Genomic DNA, 18,775 nt, shown 5'->3' with positions numbered 1-18,775 from the left:
AAAATCTAACCCATCAACACCACCAACCAGAACCAAATCCCATCAGCGGAGCGGCGTAAGTAGTGACTACCAAACGCCTTGTCAATCAACTTTTTGAAAGAATTTCAGAAACCGAAGTTCTTCAGAATTTTGACCGACACCCTCAGACTTTAACACCACTTTAGGCCTTAGTTATCAGTGAGTTACCTCACCGAAGAACGTCGTCGCAAAAGCGTTTGTGTGTGTTTCCGTCGTCGGGAGGTCGGCTTCTATAGGCCCCATCCGGGTGAGTCAACGCCGGTTATGACGTTTTTATGTTTTACCCACAGACAGGGGCTAATCGCCGTCTTTTTCCTGAGTTTCAGCCCGCCTAGCCAATACTTTGCCCCTACCCTTAGTCAAAGCCGTTACTACACCCCGGAATGTGCGCACTTCCTGTTCAGTAAATCGCGCCCGCCCCAGCGCAACGCGCAGGTTACGCACCATCGAGTCTTTCTTTTCCGGCGGAAAGAAAAAGCCTGCCTTTTCCAGTTCATCCTCAAGCTGACCATAAAGGCCATGCACAATATTCAGGTCGGCCGGCGCGTGCATATTTTGGGTAAACTCCGGCTTGGGCGCATCCAGCACCTGCAAGCGCCACTCATAAAGGACGATGTTGACCGCCTGGGCCAGATTGAGCGACTGAAAATGGGGATCGACCGGAATGGTTATAATGCCCTGACACAGGGCGATATCCGAAGTCTCAAGCCCCGCCCGCTCCGCCCCGAACAACAGGCCGGTTTTGGTGTGGTTGTGCGCATCCCTATATAGAGTATCGGCGCACCCCCGCGGCGTCACAATGGGAAGCTGAGTTTCACGCGGGCGGGCGGTCGTCGCATAGACATGCTTCAGATCGGCAATCGCGTCAGCCACCGTCGCAAACACCTTGGCCTCATCCAGTGGCCAGTTCGCCCCTGACGACATCGACCAGGCCCGCTCCTGCGGCCAGCCATCGCGCGGCGCCACCAGACGCAGTTCATGCAAACCGAAATTGGCCATGACGCGCGCGACCGCCCCGATATTGTCGGCCAGTTGCGGCCGATCGAGGATCACACACGGCGGGGTCAGGTTAAGATCGCGCTCAGGCGCAGGGCGTTTATCTTTCATGAGGCGGCTTATAAGGGAACTGGCAACACTCGCAAACCGGCTTTTTAAATAGTGAAGCTAAAACTTGACCATTGACTCACCGCATGATACTCAAGTTTTGACTTTACTTTCAGAAAGAGAGATACACCATGCCCGTAACTCACGCATCTTTCGTTATCGACAAGACCTACCCTCACCCTCTGGCGAAAGTTTTTGCGGCCTTTGCCGAACCGTCCTTGCGGGCGAAGTGGCAAAGCCCGGACGGCGGGGCACGCCCTGGCGACCATATCGCGTTTGAGTTTAAGATCGGGTGCCATGAAAGTGCGCGCTGGGTGATGGGCGACGATACGCCGTTTCCGGGCGCGGTCATATCCTCAGAAGGCATCTTTCTGGATATAGTGGATCAGAAGCGTATCGTCAGTGCCTCAAACATGATGATGAATGGCACACCGTTCTCAGGCTCTTTGCTCAGTTTTGAATTTGCCGAAGAGGGTGCGGGAACGCGCCTGACCTGCACACATCAGGGGGCCTTCTTTGAAAATTCGGACGGGCCTGAGATGCGCAAAGATGGCTGGGAAAAGCTGTTTGAGAGCCTGTCTGCGTTTCTGGATACCGAAGCTTGACCACCGCCGCACAGGTATTTCAGGCGCTGGGGGATGCCACCCGCCGCGACATGATGGAGCGCCTGACGGATACAGCGCTAAGCGTATCGGCGTTGGCCGCCCCCTATGACATGACCCTGACGGCAGTCGGCCAGCATCTGGCCATACTGGAGGCCGCTGGTCTTATTAAGACCGAAAAGATCGGCCGCGTCCGGTCGTGCGCCATAAATCCGGCAGGTCTTGAGGTGCTGGAGCAATGGGCCCGCGCCCGCCGCCCCCTATGGCAAAGGCGGCTGGATAGGTTAGGGGATATGCTGGATGAGGACGACGCCTGATATACGGTGTCGAATCCCCCTTTCATCCCCACCCTCTTTTCGTCTATAGGGAAACCTCCCTCGCTGCGGGAATGGCCCTGTGCGCCCTCCTGCGAAGCGCCGGTCTATTTTAAGGAAACCTCATGGCTAAGATCAAAGTTGCAAATCCGGTCGTCGATATTGACGGCGATGAAATGACCCGCATCATCTGGCAGTGGATTAAGGACAAGCTGATCCACCCCTATCTCGACATCGACCTGCAATATTATGATCTGGGCATGGAAAACCGTGATGCCACCGACGATCAGGTCACCATCGACGCGGCCAACGCCATTGCCGCCTGCGGCGTCGGCGTCAAATGCGCCACCATCACCCCTGACGAAGCGCGCGTAAAAGAGTTTAACCTCAAGAAAATGTGGAAGTCGCCCAACGGCACCATCCGCAACATCCTGGGCGGCGTTGTGTTCCGTGAGCCGATCATCTGCAAGAACGTGCCGCGCCTCGTCCCCGGCTGGACCCAGCCGATCGTGGTGGGCCGTCACGCCTTTGGTGACCAATATAAGGCGACGGATTTCCTCGTCCCCGGCCCCGGCAAGCTTACCATGAAGTTTGAAGGTGACGACGGCAAGGTGCAGGAATACGAAGTGTTCAAGTTCCCCGGCGCCGGTGTCGCTATGGGCATGTACAACCTTGACGAGTCGATCCGCGACTTTGCCCGCGCCTCATTTGAATACGGCATTTCGCGCAACTATCCGGTTTACCTGTCGACCAAGAACACGATCCTTAAGGCCTATGACGGCCGGTTCAAGGACATCTTTGCCGAAATCTTTGAGGCCGAATATGCGGCAAAGTTCAAGGAACTGGGCCTGACCTATGAGCACCGCCTGATCGACGACATGGTCGCCTCGGCGCTGAAGTGGTCGGGCGGGTTCGTCTGGGCCTGTAAGAACTATGACGGCGACGTGCAATCCGATACGGTCGCGCAAGGGTATGGCTCGCTCGGCCTGATGACCTCGGCTCTGGTCACTCCGGACGGCAAGATCATGGAAGCCGAAGCTGCCCACGGCACGGTCACCCGTCACTTCCGCCAGCACCAGAAGGGCGAAGCCACCTCGACCAACTCGATGGCCTCGATCTTTGCCTGGACCCAGGGCCTGTCGCATCGCGCCAAGCTGGATGGTAACGAAGAACTGGAGCGCTTTGCGGCGACCCTTGAAAAGGTCTGCGTCGATACGGTTGAAGCCGGCTTCATGACCAAGGATCTGGCCCTGCTGGTCGGAGATAAGCAAGGCTGGCTGACGACTGAGGGCTTCCTCGACAAGATCTCCGAGAACCTCAGCAAGGCCCTTACTGTCTAGCCAATATCATACCTCCCCAGCTTGCTGGGGAGGGGGACCGTCCGAGCAAAGCGAAGGATGGTGGTGGGGGTTCTGACTTAGCCCCCACCACCACATCTCAGCCGCAAACGGCTTCGTGCGGCCCCCTCCCCGACAAGTCGGGGGGTATAAAATGTAATGAAGGCCGTCCGTTCTGCGGGCGGCCTTTTTAGTTGGCCGCGCTTGACAAGGCTGTCATGGCCGGATTGAGTGGGGCATAATTATAAGACGGGGGCAGGGATGAAACGGATCGCAATCGCATTGCTATCGGCACTTGCCGTCTCAGGGTGCTCAACGCCTCCTGACGCTATAAATCTCGATGCCCTTAATGTCTCTGGACGCACCCAAATCGGTGAAGAACTTATCGTTAAACAACAGAGCTTGGGTACGAAAATGTATGGTGTGGAAATGCACACCTACCAGTGGCCCGGCGTTTATATCGAAGGACGATTTAAAGGGGAGTCGGTGACGGTCAAGCTTAACGACAGTGCCAATATTCTGAATATTATTGTTGATGACCGCGCGCCCATCATTCTTAACCGTCCCGGTCTGATTAGTCACCGCATCGACGGGTTAGGTCAAGGCGAGCACACCATCCGGCTTGAAAAACGCACGGAAACACAAGGCACCACCGGCACATTTTGGGGATTTTCATTGCCTGATGGTGGAAAACCTCTCCCCGCCCCTCTACCGCGCGCGCGGCAGATCGAATTTATCGGCGATTCCGATATGGTCGGATATGGCAACACCTCGACCAAACGCGACTGCACCAAGTCCGAAGTCTTTGAGACCACCGACAGTCAGCAAGCCTATCCGGCACAGGTGGCGCGCACATATAATGCCGACTTCCAACTGAACGCCTATTCCGGCATTGGCATTGTGCGCAATTATGACGGCATGGAGCCTGACCGGCCCATGCCGGTGCTGTATCCACGCGTGCTGTTTAACGATCCGACGCCCTATGACCGCAAAGGCTGGACACCGCAGGTGATTGTGGTTGCGCTGGGCGGTAATGATTTTTCAACGCCGCTCAAGCCCGGTGAAAAATGGAAAGACGTGGCCGCGTTACGCACCGATTGGGAAACGACCTTTGTGAAATTCCTAAGTGATATCCGCGCCCAAAATCCTGACGCCTTTCTGATAATGGGCGCGCTGGAAACCTTTAATGCCGACTATCTGGCCGCTACAAAATCCGTCCTTGCTGCCCGTAAAGTCGCAGGTGATGCCCGCATTGATCTGGTGACCTATCCGCAACTGGAACTTACCGCCTGCGACTGGCACCCGTCGTTGAACGACCACAAAACCATGAAAAATATCGTCGAGGCCTTTATCGATCAACAGCCCGACATCTGGCAGGGAAAATGATGAAACCGATTACAACTGCATTTCTGGCATCTCTGACTATAGCCGCTTCTGCTCAGGCGCAGGTTTCACCAACCCCACTGAGTGAACATGTTGGAGGCCGCACGATTACCGGCATTACTATGCGCCCGATCCCCGGTGCGAAACCTCAACCGATGCGGCTATATCCGGGGCGTTCGATCACACCCACCCAGATGGTGGTCAGTCATACCCATCAGTGGCCAGGTATCTACACTGAGGTCGCATTCGAGGGCACAGACCTGATTGTCAGGCTGAACGATCCCGTAAACATCCTGCGCCTATACATAGATGATCAACCGCCTGTAACGCTGACCAAACCCGGCCAGATTGATTATGAGGTCAAAGGGCTGCAACCCGGCGCTCATAGGATAAGGTTTGAGAAGATCACCGAATCCCAAAGCGATACCGCAAAGTTCGAGGGTTTCTATATTGTTGGGCACGGTCATGAACTGCCCGCGCCCCCACCCCGTCTCCGCCAAATCGAGTTTATCGGTGACAGCTTCACCGTCGGTTATGGCAATACCTCACCCAAACGCGAATGCACCACGGATGAAGTGTGGGCGACGACTGACACGTCTCAGGCGTTCGGCCCGCTGACGGCCAAAGCCTATAATGCCGATTACCAGATCAACGCTTTTTCCGGTCGCGGGGTGGTGCGCAACTATGATGGCTTTGCGGGCGACACCTTGCCCGTTCTGCACAACTACACCCTGTTTGATGGCAAGACGGAATACAAGGCCACAAACTGGCAACCACAGATCATCGTCATCGGCCTGGGCACCAATGACTTTTCAACCGCGCTCAAGCCCGATGAGAAATGGAAAACCCGCGAAGACCTGCGCGCCGAATACCGCAACACCTATGTGACATTCGTCAAAACCTTACGCGATAAAAACCCCAAGGCGCAGTTTATCCTGATGGCCTCAGACCAATCCGACGGTGAAATCCGCGATCAGGTCTTACAGGTCGAAACAACCCTGGAATCACAAGGTGAAACGAAGGTCGATACGATCATTTTCACCGGGCTTGATTACGCAGGCTGTCACGCGCATCCGTCCGTGGCCGATGATTTGAAACTCAAAGGCTTGCTGATGGACTATATCGACGCCCGCCCCACCTTATGGCAGGGCAAATGATCATCTGGCTTTCTTACCGCAGAAACTGAGCACGATATAACCGATCACGCCCGACAGGATCGAGCCCATCAACACGCCAATTTTCACCGCATCCTGGGCTTCAGGATGGGTCGGAAAGGCCAGCAGACCGATAAACAGGCTCATCGTAAAGCCGATCCCGCACAGTAGCGATAGCCCGTAGATTTGCGGCCAGCTTGTGTCCTTGGGCATGGGCGCCAGACCGCTTTTGATCGCTAAAAATGCGGCCGCAAACACCCCGACCTGCTTGCCCAAAAACAAACCGGCGGCCACACCCAGCGGAATGGGCAGCAACAGGGAGTCGAAACTGAACCCTTGCAGCGACACCCCGGCATTGGCAAAGCCAAAGATCGGCACGATCAGGAACGCCACCGGTTTGTGCAGGGCGTGCTCAAGGCGCACCAGCGGCGAATGGTGATCATCGTGCGCGCCCTTGTGGGTATGGAGCGGGATAAACAGCGCCGTCGCCACACCGGCCAGAGTCGCATGGACGCCGGACTTATAGACAAACCACCACAGCACCGCGCCCACGGCTAGATAAAGCCACAGCGGCTTGACCTTAAAGCGGTTCATTAGGAACAGCAGTACCAGCATCGCGCCCGCCGCCCCCAGCATCTGAAGGTTCAGATCAGCCGTATAGAAAATAGCGATAATGATAACGGCGGCCAGATCATCGATGATCGCCAGCGCGGTCAGAAAGACTTTAAGCGCCACCGGCACGCGCGCCCCCAAAAGCGCCAGAACCCCCAGCGCAAAAGCAATATCGGTCGCGGTGGGAATGGCCCAGCCGCGTAAACTTTCCGGCGATCCGGCATTAATCCCGATATAGATCAGCGCCGGTGCCACCACCCCGCCCAAGGCTGCGATGCCGGGCAGTGCCCGCCGTGACCAGGTCGATAACTGCCCCGTCAGCACCTCACGCTTGATCTCAAGCCCGACCATCAGGAAAAAGACCGCCATCAGGGCGTCATTGATCCAGTGCTGAAGGCTCAAACCCGCCACATAGACATGCAGCAGGTGGAAATAATCCTCAGACAACGGCGAATTGGCCACCACCATCGCCGCCACCGCCGCTGCCATCAGGATCAAGCCGCCCGCGGCTTCGCTTTTGAGAAATGACGCGGTCATGGAGAAGGTTTTGCGGATCATGGCGGGCCTTTTGTAGTCTCAACATTGAGTCTCCATCATAAGGAGAATCCCCATCAGGTCACCCTTTTTCGGGCCATATCGTCCGCTTATTTGTGACTAATGACATCGCACTGACACCTTATGGAAGGGAGCGCATAATTATCCAAAACCCATAAGGAGAGACGAAATGCCCCCTCATGATCCAAACCACATCGATACCGACGAGCCTGGTAAACCGCCGGTCAGGGGCTTTCCGTGGGTGATTATCACCGCGGTGGCTTTGGTTGTCGGCCTGCTCATTGCCTTTACAGCGATTAACCCATCCAGCACGACCAACAATGCCGCCGATGCCGTATATCAGGACAACCACAAAGGTTCGATTTCTGATCCGGCGTCAACTCAGGCCGTGGGTGTAAATTAAACCGACTTTCTCCCGCTTGAAAACCAAGCTATGTTTCGCGGATGAACTCTAAGCGGAACATTCTGATTGTTGGCGGCGGCACCGCCGGATGGCTGGCGGCAGCTTACCTCGCCAAATTTTTTGATATTGGCGAGCAGCAGCAACTCAATATCACCCTGCTGGAATCGGCTGACATCGGTATTATCGGCGTGGGCGAAGGCACGTTCCCGACCATTCGCAATACCCTGAAATTCCTGGGCATCGACGAAGCTAAGTTCATGCGCCAGACCTCAGCGACGTTTAAACAAGGCATCCGCTTTGCCGATTGGGTGAAGACGCCCCAAAACGGCCAGCATGAACATTATTTCCATCCGTTCGAGGCGCCGTTCTATACCGAAGGGGCGGGCCTCCTGCCCTACTGGCTGCTGCAGGATGAGGCGACCCGTCTGCCGTTTGCGCAGGCGGTGACCTTTCAGAAGCGTGTGGCCGAAGCGCAACGTGCCCCCAAACGCCCCCACGAAGGCGACTTCACCGGGCCGCTCAATTACGCCTACCATTTCGATTCGGTGAAACTGGCCCATGTGCTGGCTGAACGCGCCAAGGCTTTGGGCGTGCGTCACCTAAGCGGCACCCTCAAGGGCGTTGAGCTGGATAAGACCGGTGCGATTGACCGGATTTTAACCCATGAGCACGGCGCGCTCACCGCCGATCTCTACATCGACTGCACCGGCTTTCGCGCTGAACTTATCGGCAAGGCGCTGGCCGCGCCGTTTCATTCTGTGCGCCAATACCTCTTCACCAACCGCGCCATTACCTGCAAAATACCCTACGACCGGCCTGATTCACCGATCGAGAGCTACACGGTTTCGACCGCCCACGAAGCGGGCTGGACGTGGGATATCGGTCTCGATGGGATGCGCGGGATTGGCTATGTCTATTCCAGCGACCACACTACGGATGCTCACGCCGAAGCCACCTTACGCCGCTATATCGGCCCTAAATCCTATGAATTACAAACCCGCGTCATCCCGTTTGAGCCGGGTTATCGCACCACTCAGTGGGTTAAGAACTGCGTGGCGGTCGGTCTGTCGGGCGGGTTTATGGAGCCGCTGGAATCGACTGGCGTGGTGATGATCGAAGTGGCCATCAGCATGATTGCGGAGTTGTTCCCACACAACGGCCCGATCGATGCGCCCGCCGCCCGTTTTAATGAACTGATGGTCAAACGCTATGACAACATCATCAACTTCCTGAAGCTGCACTATGCCTTAAGCCAGCGCGAGGAACCGTTCTGGCGTGATAATACCGAGCCTGCGTCTGTGCCGGAACGCTTAAGTGAATTGCTTGAGCAATGGCGCTACCGCCCGCCGAACCGGTTTGATTTCCTGCTCGATCTGGAATCGTTCGCGTTCTTTAACTACCAGTACATTCTCTACGGCATGGGCTTTAAGACCGACCTGTCGGGGGGGCGATCCAACTTCCCCAATGCGGCCGAAGCCGAGCGCGTGTTTGCGCGTATCATCTCATTCGGAGAGCGCGCCACCAAAGACCTGCCGTCCCACCGCGCCCTGATCCGTCAGATCTATGATCAGGGCTTTAGTGAGACAGCGGCTTAGTTTAGTCCCTCGCCGGGCGGTGGCTACGCCACCTTGGCCGCCGCCGCAATGGCGGCTTAATTAGCCCCTCGCCGGGCGACAGCTACGCCAAGTGCGCGTCCGAACAAACCTAAAGCTTATATTCCAGCGCAACCCATACCTTGGTGCGTGACGCGGGCATGGGCGGGCCATCGCGTTCAAAGTCGGCATATTTCAGCATCAGGCTGAGGTTCTTGGTCAGATCCGTGGTCGCCATCGCATCCCATTCGCTGCCCACGGCCAGCCCGGTCGTCTCGGTCTCGAACTCGCGATAGATCAGGGTCAGAACCGGTTTTTTCAGGAAGGTCACCGGGCTTTCAGGCGTCAGAACTATACCAACATTGCGGTCAACCAGCCCCGCAGGCATAGTCTTATTGCCCGCCGTGCTGAACGCATCCGCCCAGCCGCGGAAGCCGTGATTGCTGGCGATGGGGGTAATAAAGCCGCGCACGCCATTGCCCTCCAGGCTTTCATACCCCACGCGCAGGGTGGCGATACCGTGGGTCAAACCGCCATCAAAGCTAAAGCTGTTCAGATCGAAATCCGCCGGATTATTGCCGTAATCCTTTTGGCTGGCATAGTTGGCGGCATAGGTCAGTTTCACGCCCGACAGGGTCTTTTCACCGCTTAAACGCGCGCCCAGCGTATTGGTCGAATTGGCCGGAGCCCCCTCGAAATCCAGCGCATAATCATAGACCTGAACCTTAAGCGCCGGGCTATAGGCGTAGGCGACATTGATCAGATGGCTGTCGCTATCCCAATCGGCGGTTTCGGCCGCGGTGCGGTTGACCTTAGACACATAGGCATAGGTCACCGCCCATTTGCCGTGCTTGAAATCACCGCGCAGGGCATCAAAAGTTTGCTCATCCTGACGCCAGCCGGAATTGCCAACAAACCGGCCATCATCGAGCACGATACGCTGGCGACCGGCGATAAAGGTGGCGGCTTTGTTCGGCGTCCAGGTCAGTTGCAGGCGGTTAAGCTCCGTGCCTTCGGGATCGCCGACACCGGCAAAGGTCGTCTTGCCATTGATGCCGGAATTGTAATCGTCCTTAAGTGCGCGCACGTCCTCAAATTCGACCAGCAGTTTCAGCTTATTGAACTCACCGCTCTGAAAGCCAATACGGTTGCGCCACGTCAGGGCTTCAGCCTTTTGTAAGCCCGCCTGATCGTTGGTTTCCGACCGCAGCCGGGATTCGAGAATGGGCTTTGACGCCGCCAAGGCTTCGCTGAAAGTTTGCGCATTGGCGGGCGCATAGGTTGCCGTAAACGCGGCAGCCGTCAAAAGGAAACGACGGAACATACTGTTCTCCTGGCACCCGACCCCGGATGCGGTAAAGCAAAGAAAAAAGCGCTTCATGCCTCAGCATAGAGGCCGTGAAACGCTTTCGTTACACAGGAGGAACTATATGACGCGGGCCTTACGATTCACTTAAAACCCGTCAGTTTTTTAAAGGGACTGTAACCAGTCACCGGCTACAAGTCCCTAAAAAGGTTGATTTTTAACTGCTGGCCGAGTTATCGGGCACGGCATCCAGCTCACCGCTTTCACGAGCCTTTTTACCATAAACCGCCTCAAACAGAGGGGATGCCATGACCGTCGTGACAATCGCCATCAACACCAGCATCGAGAACAGCGCCGGCCCGATAATACCTTTTTGCAGACCGATATTGATGATGATCAATTCCATTAGGCCGCGTGAGTTCATCAGCGCGCCGATCCCCAAGGCCGTGCGGTTATCCTCACCTGACAGACGCGCGGCGGCATAGCAGGCGCCGAACTTGGCCAGAACAGACACGGCCAGAATGGCCAGAGCAATCACCAGCAATTGCACGCTGTTGACCATATCGAGGCGCGTATTCAGACCCGAATAGGTAAAGAACATCGGCAGCAGCATGATAACGGCCAGCGGCTCGACCTTCTTTTTCAGTTCCTCAGCAAACTTGCCGCGTGGCATGACGACCCCAAGAATAAAGCCGCCGAAGATGGCATGGATGCCGACGGCGTCCATGACAAAGGCCGAAATGAAAAACGCCATCAGAGTGATCGCCAGCACCGAATAGCTCATCTCACCGTCGCGCTCGACCATACGGCCCAGTGGCGCCAGCAGGCGCTTGCCGATCGTGACCACAAAGATAGTCCACGCCACACCGCCGACAATCGCCACGACCGCCACACCGGGGCCACCGCCAAAGGTCGCCAGCACCACCGCCAGCACGCACCACGACACGGCGTCATCAAACGCGCCGGCCGTCAGTGACAAAGTCCCCAGCGACGAATTAGCCAAGCCGCGCTCATTGATAATCCGCGCCAGCATCGGAAACGCGGTCAGCGCGATACAGGCCCCCAGGAACAGGGTCGCGTTAAACTGCGAAATACCTTCGGCAAACAGGCCCGGCACCGTCATCAGCCACGGCGTAATCAGGATTGCCATCAGGAACGGCACGGTTATGCCCGACAGGGACACTGCCATAGCGCTTTTGCCTTTTTTGGCAAAGTGATCGGCACGGAACGAGGTTCCGACCAGAAACATATAAAGCCCGACGCCCAGTTGCGCCCCGACATAGAGCACATTCTTGGTTTCCTTGGGGAAGATGGTGCCCTGAAGCTCCGGCAGCAAAAAGCCCAAAAGCGATGGGCCTAAAATAACACCGGCGATCATTTCACCAACGACTTGCGGCTGGCCCAGAAACCGCTGACCCAGCCACCCCACCACACGGCAGGTAAATATGATCAGACAGAGCTGAAGGAAAAAATGGACGCTGAAATCGGTCGGCGTAAAGGCACCATTTGGCCCGTGGCCTGAAAGCGTCGTCGTAATAACTTCGATAGTATGTGCCCAAATATCAGGCGATGCAGGCTGTGCAGACATAACGGTTAGCCGTTCCCTTTGATTTTTTAATTATGGAAAGCGCTCGCGGCTTCCTCCCGAAGCGCACAGGGTTTGCACATTTAAAACCAAGTGCAATCTTTTTATTTTGAAAATAGAGGCCAATTAGCCTTTTGTTTTCCTTGGATAAATTTATGTTGCCAATTCAACACAACGTAGTAACATTGCTACATGACAGCGCCGTCAATATATCTATGTAGCTACGGATTTTGCGCCTGATGGCCACCCTGACCAGCCGCGAATTCAATCAGGATGTCGGCCGCGCCAAGCGCGAAGCCCGCCTTGAGCCGGTCTATATTACCGACCGCGGGCGGCCGACTCACGTCCTGATGAGCTTTGAGGCCTTTCGCCACATGACCGGAAAAACCGAAACCATCGTCGATTTGCTGGCCATGCCGGAGGCCGCAACCCCGATCACCGTCGATGATTCCGGTGCGGACTGGGACAAGGCCGGATCGTCCGGCCTTAAGTTCTGATGTACCTGCTCGATACCCACATCATTCTGGAACTGCGCAAGGCCAAGTCCGGCCAGACCGATAAGGGCCTGACCACCTGGGCGGGCGGCGTGGCGCGCCAGAACCTGTTTATGTCAGCCCTAAGCCTGATCGAGCTTGAAACCCACGTCACCCAGCTTAGCACCCGCGACAAGCTTGCCGGTGCCGCCCTGCGCGGCTGGCTGGACACTCAGGTGATGACGGCCTTTGATGGCCATATCCTGTCGGTTGATGCGGCGGTCGCCAAAAAACGCGCGCACTTAGCCATCAGCGACAGCCGCGATGCGCTGATGGCGGCGACAGCCTCTGTGCATGGGCTGGTTCTGGTGACCCGCAATGCCGCCGCCTATAAGGCCAGCCGCATCAAGACCTTCAACCCGTGGGGCTTCACTCCCGAAATTGCCGCCGAAGACAGCGCAGACTGGCGCCAGATGGCCAAAACCGGCCCGATGTGGTTCCGGAATCTTTTCTTGCGGTTCTAGTCATCAGACGGATAAACTCCCGCCAGCACCTCATCGAAATGGGCGCGCACCAGATTATTGCAGCCGCACGACAGGCCCTCCAGTTCCTCAAGGCCCTTAATGCGTAACCGCCCGCGCAGGGTCTCCAGCGTGCCGCGCCGCTTCATGGCACCGATCACGCGGCCAACATAGCTGCGCCCGACGCCCAGCATTCCGGCCAGTTGTTCCTGTGTCAGGGGCACCTCATGGTCGCCAGTGCGATCAATGGCGGCACACAGCCATTTGGCGGTGCGTTGTTCGATCGAATGGGTGGCATTGCAGGCCACCCCCTGAAACACCTGCGCCAGCAGGCAATCGGCGTAACGGGCAAAGAAATGGCGCAAGGTGGCCGATTGAGCCTTAGCCGCCTCAAGCTGTAACGCGTCAATACGCAGCATAGGCCCCGAAAACTGCACCATCGCCCGCGCATAGGCTGGCAAGCGCCCCTGACTGACAATGCCACCGACCGCACCTTCACGACCGACCAGCGCCGTCTCCACACCACGGGCATCATCCAACAAGACCATGAATGAAACCAGCGTCGGCCCGCACGGAAAATAGGCATATTTGACATTATCACCGGCCTCAACCAGCACCGTCCCGGCATCGACGCTTAAGCGTTCCAGATGCGGCTCCAGCAGCGCCCGGTCGGCGGCTTTTAACGCCTTCAACAGATTGCTGTCACCTATATCAGGGCCTGTTCCGCTGGCCCCATAGCCATTGCCCACCGACAACCGCCTGATCATGTTTGCCTCACCCATTCCCTGCGATAGACCCGGTATGCGCACAAGTGCACATACAATTCCTAGGAAAGATGTATAACGGTCTGCAAATATTCAATTATGATGCTCAGGCGAGCGGTTGAATGTTGATTGTATGAAATAATTTCATATTTCGCCCTCGGAACGGCCGCGTTCCGCCCATCATTTACATCATCCCGGAGAGCTATATGCCGTATAAACAACGGGAAGAACTGAGTGAGTCTGAACTGGACGCGGCGCTGCAAACCTGCGAGCGCGAACCTATCCACATTCCGGGCTCCATTCAGCCTTATGGTCTGCTGTTTGCCGTCCGCCCCGAAGGCCGCGTCATCGTGCAGGTCAGCGCCAATGTTGGGGTCATTTTGGGCACAGTCCCACCAGATGTGCTCGGCACTTCACTTGATGATCTGATCGGCAAGGCGCAGGTTGATTACTTGCTGCAAGTCGCCCGCGACGGCGAGCTTCAGCCGATGCGCTCAACGGTCGTCAGACTGGGCGAGCGCGATTTCGACGCTATCTGTCATTATTCCGGCCCGCTACTGGTTGTTGAGCTGGAATTTCGCCATCAGGCTCTTCTGCCCGACCATGCGTTCCACGATGAAATGCGCACCTTCACCATCGGCATTCGCGCACCGCGCACCCTGAACGAGTTGTTCGATTATGTGACCGCCAGTGTCCGCGATATTACCGGCTTTGACCGGGTGATGCTCTACAGGTTCGATGATGTCTGGAACGGTCAGGTCGTGTCTGAGTCCCGCGCCGACCATATGCCCAGCTATCTGGGCCTGCATTTTCCGGCGTCCGATATCCCGGCACAGGCCCGTGCGCTCTATATGAAGAGCTTTATCCGCCAGATTTCGGATATTTCTTACGCTCCGGTGGCGCTGGTGCCCGATATCAATCCTGAAACCGGCGCGCCGCTCGATATGTCGTTGTGCATGTTGCGCAGCGTCTCGCCTATTCATGTGCAGTATCTGGCCAATATGGGTGTTAAGGCCTCGATGTCGATTTCCGTCTTTCAAAACGGCCGGTTCTGGGGCCTGATTGCTTGCCACCACAATTCGCCGCATCATGTGCCTTACACGGTGCGGCTGGTATCGGAAATCATGGGCCATGTGTTCTCCGCCCACCTGTCGTCGATGAGCGAATTGGCCGATATCACCGCCAGAGAACAGCGCAAGTCGATCCTTGAGCGGATATCCACGGCCCTGCTTGGCAATCACGAACTGTCTGAACTGATTGGCCGTCAGCATCTCGATATCATGGATGCGCTCAAAGCCGATGGCCTCACCATCTGGCGGCGCGACCGCTGCGACAGCTTCGGTCGGATGCCACCCAAAGCCGCCATTGAACAACTGGTCAACTGGCTGGATAGCCACAACCCGGCGTCCGTGTTTAAGACGCGCGCCGTTGATCGCTTCTTTGCCGACAAGAATGACCTGCGTGAATGGAAAGGCGGACTGTTGGCCGCCCCGATCAATATGGGTCGCGGCGAATACATAATTTGGCGGCGCGACAGTCAGGTCGAGAAGGTCACCTGGGCCGGCAAGCCTGAGAAGACAGTGACCGAGACCCGCGCCGGCCATCGGCTGATGCCGCGCAGCTCATTTAAAGTCTGGAAAGAAGAGGTCCAGAACGACGCCGTGGACTGGTCGCTGGATGATATCGAAATGGTCCACGCCATTATCGGCATACTGGCGCAAAACGCCCGCCTGAACGCCGATCGCGCCAATGCCGCCAAGACCGAGTTTCTGGCCCATATGAGCCATGAGTTACGCACACCGCTAAATGCGATCATCGGCATTGCCGCCATCCTCGACCGGCAGGGCAATTTCAACGACAAACAAAAACAGCTCGTGTCTACGCTGGGGATCAGTTCCGATGCCCTGCTCAACATTATCAACAATTCACTCGACCTGTCCAAGATCGAGGCGGGCGAACTGACGCTGGAGACACGGGCCACCGACATCCGCCGCGAACTGGGTGATGTGGCGACCATGCTGACGCCGCGCGCGCTCGAAAAACACATTGCCCTGCGCACCACTATCGCGTCCGACGTGCCTGAATATTTCCTGAGCGATGGGGTCAGATTGCGCCAAATTCTGGTCAATCTGGTCGGCAACGCCATCAAATACACCGATACCGGGCAGGTCAATATCGCCGTAGACTGCCTGTCCGATAAGGGCGGTGCCTGGCTGACGCTGACGATTGCCGACACCGGCATCGGCATGTCCGAAGATCAGATCGCGCGTATCTTCAACCCCTATGCGCAGGCCGATGACACCATCACCCGCCGCTTTGGCGGTACAGGGCTTGGGCTGACCATTACCAAGAAACTGGTTGAACTGATGTCGGGCGATATAAAGGTCGTCAGTACCTTGGGTCAGGGCAGCACGTTTGAAGTGCGCCTGCCGCTGATCAGCCACATCGCCACCGCCCATCCGCCAAAGGTCAGCATTCCGACACCCCGCCCGGTTAAGTCATCGTCGATCGTAATGCCAAATCGGCGCAATATCCTTCTGGTCGAAGACTATGAAGCGAATGTATTAGTAGCGCGCACCCTGCTGGAGAATCTGGGCTATGAGATCGACATCGCCAAGGATGGCGAAGCGGCGGTTTCGGCCTTTGCGCGCGGCAGCTATGACCTGATCCTGATGGATATCAACCTGCCGCGGCTGGACGGCTATGAAGCCACGCAGGCCATCCGCCGGATCGAAGCCGACAGCCTTAAGGTCAAAACGAGTGGCCAGGGCGCGCGCATAATCGGTATGACCGCTCATGCACTGGGGGATGCCGCCCAAAAGTGCTATGACATGGGCATGGACGGTTATATTGCCAAACCGTTCAGCCTTGATGATTTCGAGCAGATCGTGGCCAAATTCATTCCTTAAGGGCCCTTTGTTCATTGACCAGCGCCAGCAAACCCGCCGCCGCATGGGCATCGTTCAGCGCCCGGTGATGCCCGATCAACTCAATGCCAAATTCCCGCGACAATGGGGCAAGACCATAGGCTGACAGGCCGGGATAGTGCTTGCGCATCGACGCGCAGGTGCAAAGCTTTGGGTGTTTAAATCCGCGCCCGATGCGCCGGTATTCCGCTGAGATCAAGCCGTAGTCGAAATTGACATTGTGGGCGACAAAGATCGCGCCCTCCATAAAGTCAGCGAACGCATCGGCCACCTGATCAAAGGTCGGCGCGTCACGCACCATGTCATGGGTAATGCCGGTCAGTTCGGTGATAAAGGCCGGTATCGGTCGCTTAGGATTGATCAGACTTTGCCAAACATCGATGACCTCACCACCGCGCACCTTGACCGCGCCGATTTCAGTAACCCGGTCATAAATGCTGCGGCCACCGGTCGTTTCGACATCGACCACGACATAGGTTTGCTGCGGATCAATGCGGTAGCTGAGGCGCACAATTTCAACGTCAAAACCGGCTGATTTCAACAGATTCAGCCGCGCCAACTGGTTGCGCCGGATCTGATCACCCTCGGCCTTGACCTCGACAAAGCGCACTTCGTCGCCCCTGATCAGTAACAGATCCGGAAAGCCATCGCGCAGGCCGTAATAGTTGTGCGCGAACGCCTCAAGCACCGTGGCTATGGCGCACGGAGCGGCATGGGCCACAAACGCATCGATCACCTCACCCCACAGGCGCTCCTCCTCCTGATCCGGCGGTCTGGCAGGCGTCAAGATGTCGGCGATGTGTCCGTCCCGCACTGCCGCAATCTTGGCCACCACGGCATCGGCATAGTCGATATGAAACCGGCCGTCGCGCAGGCATTTCGGCACCGGGTCAAAATCATTGCACACCGGCGCGGTGCTTAGTTCGTCATGAAATACCCGCCAGAATAGCGAAGGCCACAGGGTGTTTTCGACATGATAACCGCGCCAGCCTTCGGCGCTCAGGGCCTGAATGGCCCCCGCCTCCGGGTAGCCGCGATATAGATCATCGACCACCACCGTCCGGCCTGAGCGCAGCAATTCGGTAAGCACTCCGGTGCGCCGCCCGCCGAATTTGCGGCTATAGAAATCGTCGGCAAAGATATAGGCTTCGTCATGGGCCGGATTGGCCATGATATCATCCAGCAGCGCCTTAACCTCATCGACGGCCCCTTGCGCATACAGCAGCCGGATGCGCCGTTCCTGACTGTCAAACGCCTGCGAGCGGCCATAAAGATCAAGCGCGCGCCCATAATCTTTGCACGCCTCAAACCCCTGCCCCAGCCGGTACAGCAGACGATCGCGCAAACCCTGACTGTGATCGCTCAGGGCCGCCGGAAAGGTCTCGATCTGCGCGGCTAAAGGATTGGGATCGATCCCTTTGGCCTTAAGCTCGCTCAAGCGCTGACGGTAGAAATAACCGGCCCGCGCATCGTCGACACTTTCGAATCTGGCAGCGTGAGTCTCGCGCGCCTTAACCGACAAAATGCCCAGATCACGCAGGGTAAAATCGATCAGATTGTCATTAAGCTTGCCAAAATAGAGATAGAGCAAAAACCCGACCCGCTCGCGAAAGTGCGGCACGAAACTGGCCCCAATGTCCTCAATCTCGGTAAAATTATCATAGCTTAACAGGTCATGGACATAGGCGACCATATCGCCCTTCGACCAGTTGCTACGCATATCGGGCAGGCCCGCCACCTTGGCCAGCCGCACCAGATCAGGCTTGGTCATACTGTCAAGGCAGGCGCGGTAATCGCCACATTCCAGCCCGCGCACAAATCCGTGGCGGGTGAGTTGATCCATAGCGGCCGCAATATCACCGATTTCCGGATAGTTGAGATCGCGCATACGGAAAATCGCGGTCTTGCGATTGACCATCCGGATATAAAGACATTGCGCCGGCTCACCCAGTTGCTCAAATCGCGCCATAAATTCGCGCTCATCCAAGCCCAGCCCGTCGCCGTATAAACCGGTGACAAACGCCATCATCTCCCGGAAATGGGTGTGGTAGTATGTCGGCGGTAAAAGGGCTTGCACAGGTCTCATGATCGGGATAACTGTTCTATATATGTTCTACATACATAA

The 18,775-nt window shown here is 56.7% G+C and carries 16 protein-coding genes; 10 read left to right on the top strand and 6 right to left on the bottom strand.

What is annotated here, in order from left to right; genetic code table 11:
* Positions 1–315 precede the first annotated feature (315 nt).
* Positions 316–1,125 (bottom strand): RNA methyltransferase, encoded by an 810-nt coding sequence (locus IE102_RS17750; protein WP_189489301.1) that lies wholly within the window; start codon positions 1,123–1,125, stop codon positions 316–318.
* Between the two features lie 128 nt (positions 1,126–1,253).
* On the opposite strand from IE102_RS17750, the gene IE102_RS17745 reads away from it, so the two are divergent.
* The 5 genes from IE102_RS17745 (at position 1,254) to IE102_RS17725 (ending at position 5,915) form a co-directional block, all read left to right on the top strand.
* Positions 1,254–1,727, top strand: coding sequence for an SRPBCC domain-containing protein (locus IE102_RS17745; protein ID WP_189489299.1), 474 nt, complete (start codon positions 1,254–1,256; stop codon positions 1,725–1,727).
* A complete protein-coding gene (locus tag IE102_RS17740; protein WP_189489297.1) occupies positions 1,724–2,041 on the top strand; it encodes an ArsR/SmtB family transcription factor in 318 nt (105 codons plus the stop codon). The genes IE102_RS17745 and IE102_RS17740 overlap by 4 nt, the downstream gene beginning before the upstream one ends.
* A gap of 122 nt (positions 2,042–2,163) precedes the next feature.
* Positions 2,164–3,378 (top strand): NADP-dependent isocitrate dehydrogenase, encoded by a 1,215-nt coding sequence (locus IE102_RS17735; protein WP_189489295.1) that lies wholly within the window; start codon positions 2,164–2,166, stop codon positions 3,376–3,378.
* 258 nt (positions 3,379–3,636) lie between these two features.
* Positions 3,637–4,761 carry an SGNH/GDSL hydrolase family protein gene (locus IE102_RS17730; RefSeq protein ID WP_189489293.1) on the top strand — a complete coding sequence of 375 codons (1,125 nt, stop codon included), beginning with the start codon at positions 3,637–3,639 and terminating at the stop codon, positions 4,759–4,761.
* Positions 4,758–5,915, top strand: coding sequence for an SGNH/GDSL hydrolase family protein (locus IE102_RS17725; RefSeq protein ID WP_189489290.1), 1,158 nt, complete (start codon positions 4,758–4,760; stop codon positions 5,913–5,915). Before IE102_RS17730 ends, IE102_RS17725 begins: the two co-directional genes overlap by 4 nt.
* Here IE102_RS17725 and nhaA read toward each other — a convergent pair whose 3' ends face one another.
* Positions 5,916–7,082 (bottom strand): Na+/H+ antiporter NhaA, encoded by a 1,167-nt coding sequence (nhaA, locus tag IE102_RS17720; RefSeq protein WP_189489288.1) that lies wholly within the window; start codon positions 7,080–7,082, stop codon positions 5,916–5,918.
* Positions 7,083–7,248: 166 nt separating this feature from the next.
* Here nhaA and IE102_RS17715 point away from each other — a divergent pair, with 166 nt between their 5' ends.
* Together IE102_RS17715 and IE102_RS17710 are read left to right on the top strand one after the other, a co-directional pair.
* Complete coding sequence (locus IE102_RS17715; RefSeq protein WP_189489286.1) at positions 7,249–7,482, top strand: hypothetical protein; 234 nt, start codon at positions 7,249–7,251, stop codon at positions 7,480–7,482.
* A 41-nt stretch (positions 7,483–7,523) separates the two neighbouring features.
* Complete coding sequence (locus tag IE102_RS17710) at positions 7,524–9,077, top strand: tryptophan halogenase family protein (RefSeq protein WP_189489284.1); 1,554 nt, start codon at positions 7,524–7,526, stop codon at positions 9,075–9,077.
* Between the two features lie 109 nt (positions 9,078–9,186).
* On the opposite strand, the gene IE102_RS17705 is transcribed toward IE102_RS17710, so the two are convergent.
* Positions 9,187–10,398 (bottom strand): alginate export family protein, encoded by a 1,212-nt coding sequence (locus tag IE102_RS17705; protein ID WP_189489282.1) that lies wholly within the window; start codon positions 10,396–10,398, stop codon positions 9,187–9,189.
* 199 nt (positions 10,399–10,597) lie between these two features.
* Complete coding sequence (locus IE102_RS17700) at positions 10,598–11,968, bottom strand: cation:proton antiporter (protein ID WP_189489280.1); 1,371 nt, start codon at positions 11,966–11,968, stop codon at positions 10,598–10,600.
* A gap of 236 nt (positions 11,969–12,204) precedes the next feature.
* Here IE102_RS17700 and IE102_RS17695 point away from each other — a divergent pair, with 236 nt between their 5' ends.
* Together IE102_RS17695 and IE102_RS17690 are read left to right on the top strand one after the other, a co-directional pair.
* Entirely contained in the window at positions 12,205–12,462 is a 258-nt protein-coding gene (locus IE102_RS17695; protein ID WP_189489279.1) for a type II toxin-antitoxin system Phd/YefM family antitoxin, read from the top strand.
* The gene (locus IE102_RS17690) at positions 12,462–12,962 is read left to right on the top strand and encodes a PIN domain-containing protein (protein ID WP_189489277.1); all 501 of its coding nucleotides are present in this window, start codon (positions 12,462–12,464) and stop codon (positions 12,960–12,962) included. The genes IE102_RS17695 and IE102_RS17690 overlap by 1 nt, the downstream gene beginning before the upstream one ends.
* On the opposite strand, the gene IE102_RS17685 is transcribed toward IE102_RS17690, so the two are convergent.
* Positions 12,959–13,726, bottom strand: a complete 768-nt coding sequence (locus IE102_RS17685) for a Crp/Fnr family transcriptional regulator (RefSeq protein WP_189489269.1) — start codon at positions 13,724–13,726, stop codon at positions 12,959–12,961. The two genes, IE102_RS17690 and IE102_RS17685, sit on opposite strands and share 4 nt — an antisense overlap.
* A 203-nt stretch (positions 13,727–13,929) precedes the next feature.
* On the opposite strand from IE102_RS17685, the gene IE102_RS17680 reads away from it, so the two are divergent.
* Positions 13,930–16,632, top strand: coding sequence for an ATP-binding protein (locus IE102_RS17680; RefSeq protein WP_189489267.1), 2,703 nt, complete (start codon positions 13,930–13,932; stop codon positions 16,630–16,632).
* Here IE102_RS17680 and IE102_RS17675 read toward each other — a convergent pair.
* Positions 16,622–18,736 (bottom strand): exonuclease domain-containing protein, encoded by a 2,115-nt coding sequence (locus IE102_RS17675; RefSeq protein WP_189489265.1) that lies wholly within the window; start codon positions 18,734–18,736, stop codon positions 16,622–16,624. The two genes, IE102_RS17680 and IE102_RS17675, sit on opposite strands and share 11 nt — an antisense overlap.
* Positions 18,737–18,775 lie beyond the last annotated feature (39 nt).

The sequence above is a fragment of the Asticcacaulis endophyticus genome (genome assembly GCF_014652575.1).
Classification (GTDB): Bacteria; Pseudomonadota; Alphaproteobacteria; order Caulobacterales; family Caulobacteraceae; genus Asticcacaulis; species Asticcacaulis endophyticus.
Note: the sequence above shows the minus strand (reverse complement) of the source record. Positions and strands in the feature narration are given on the sequence as shown.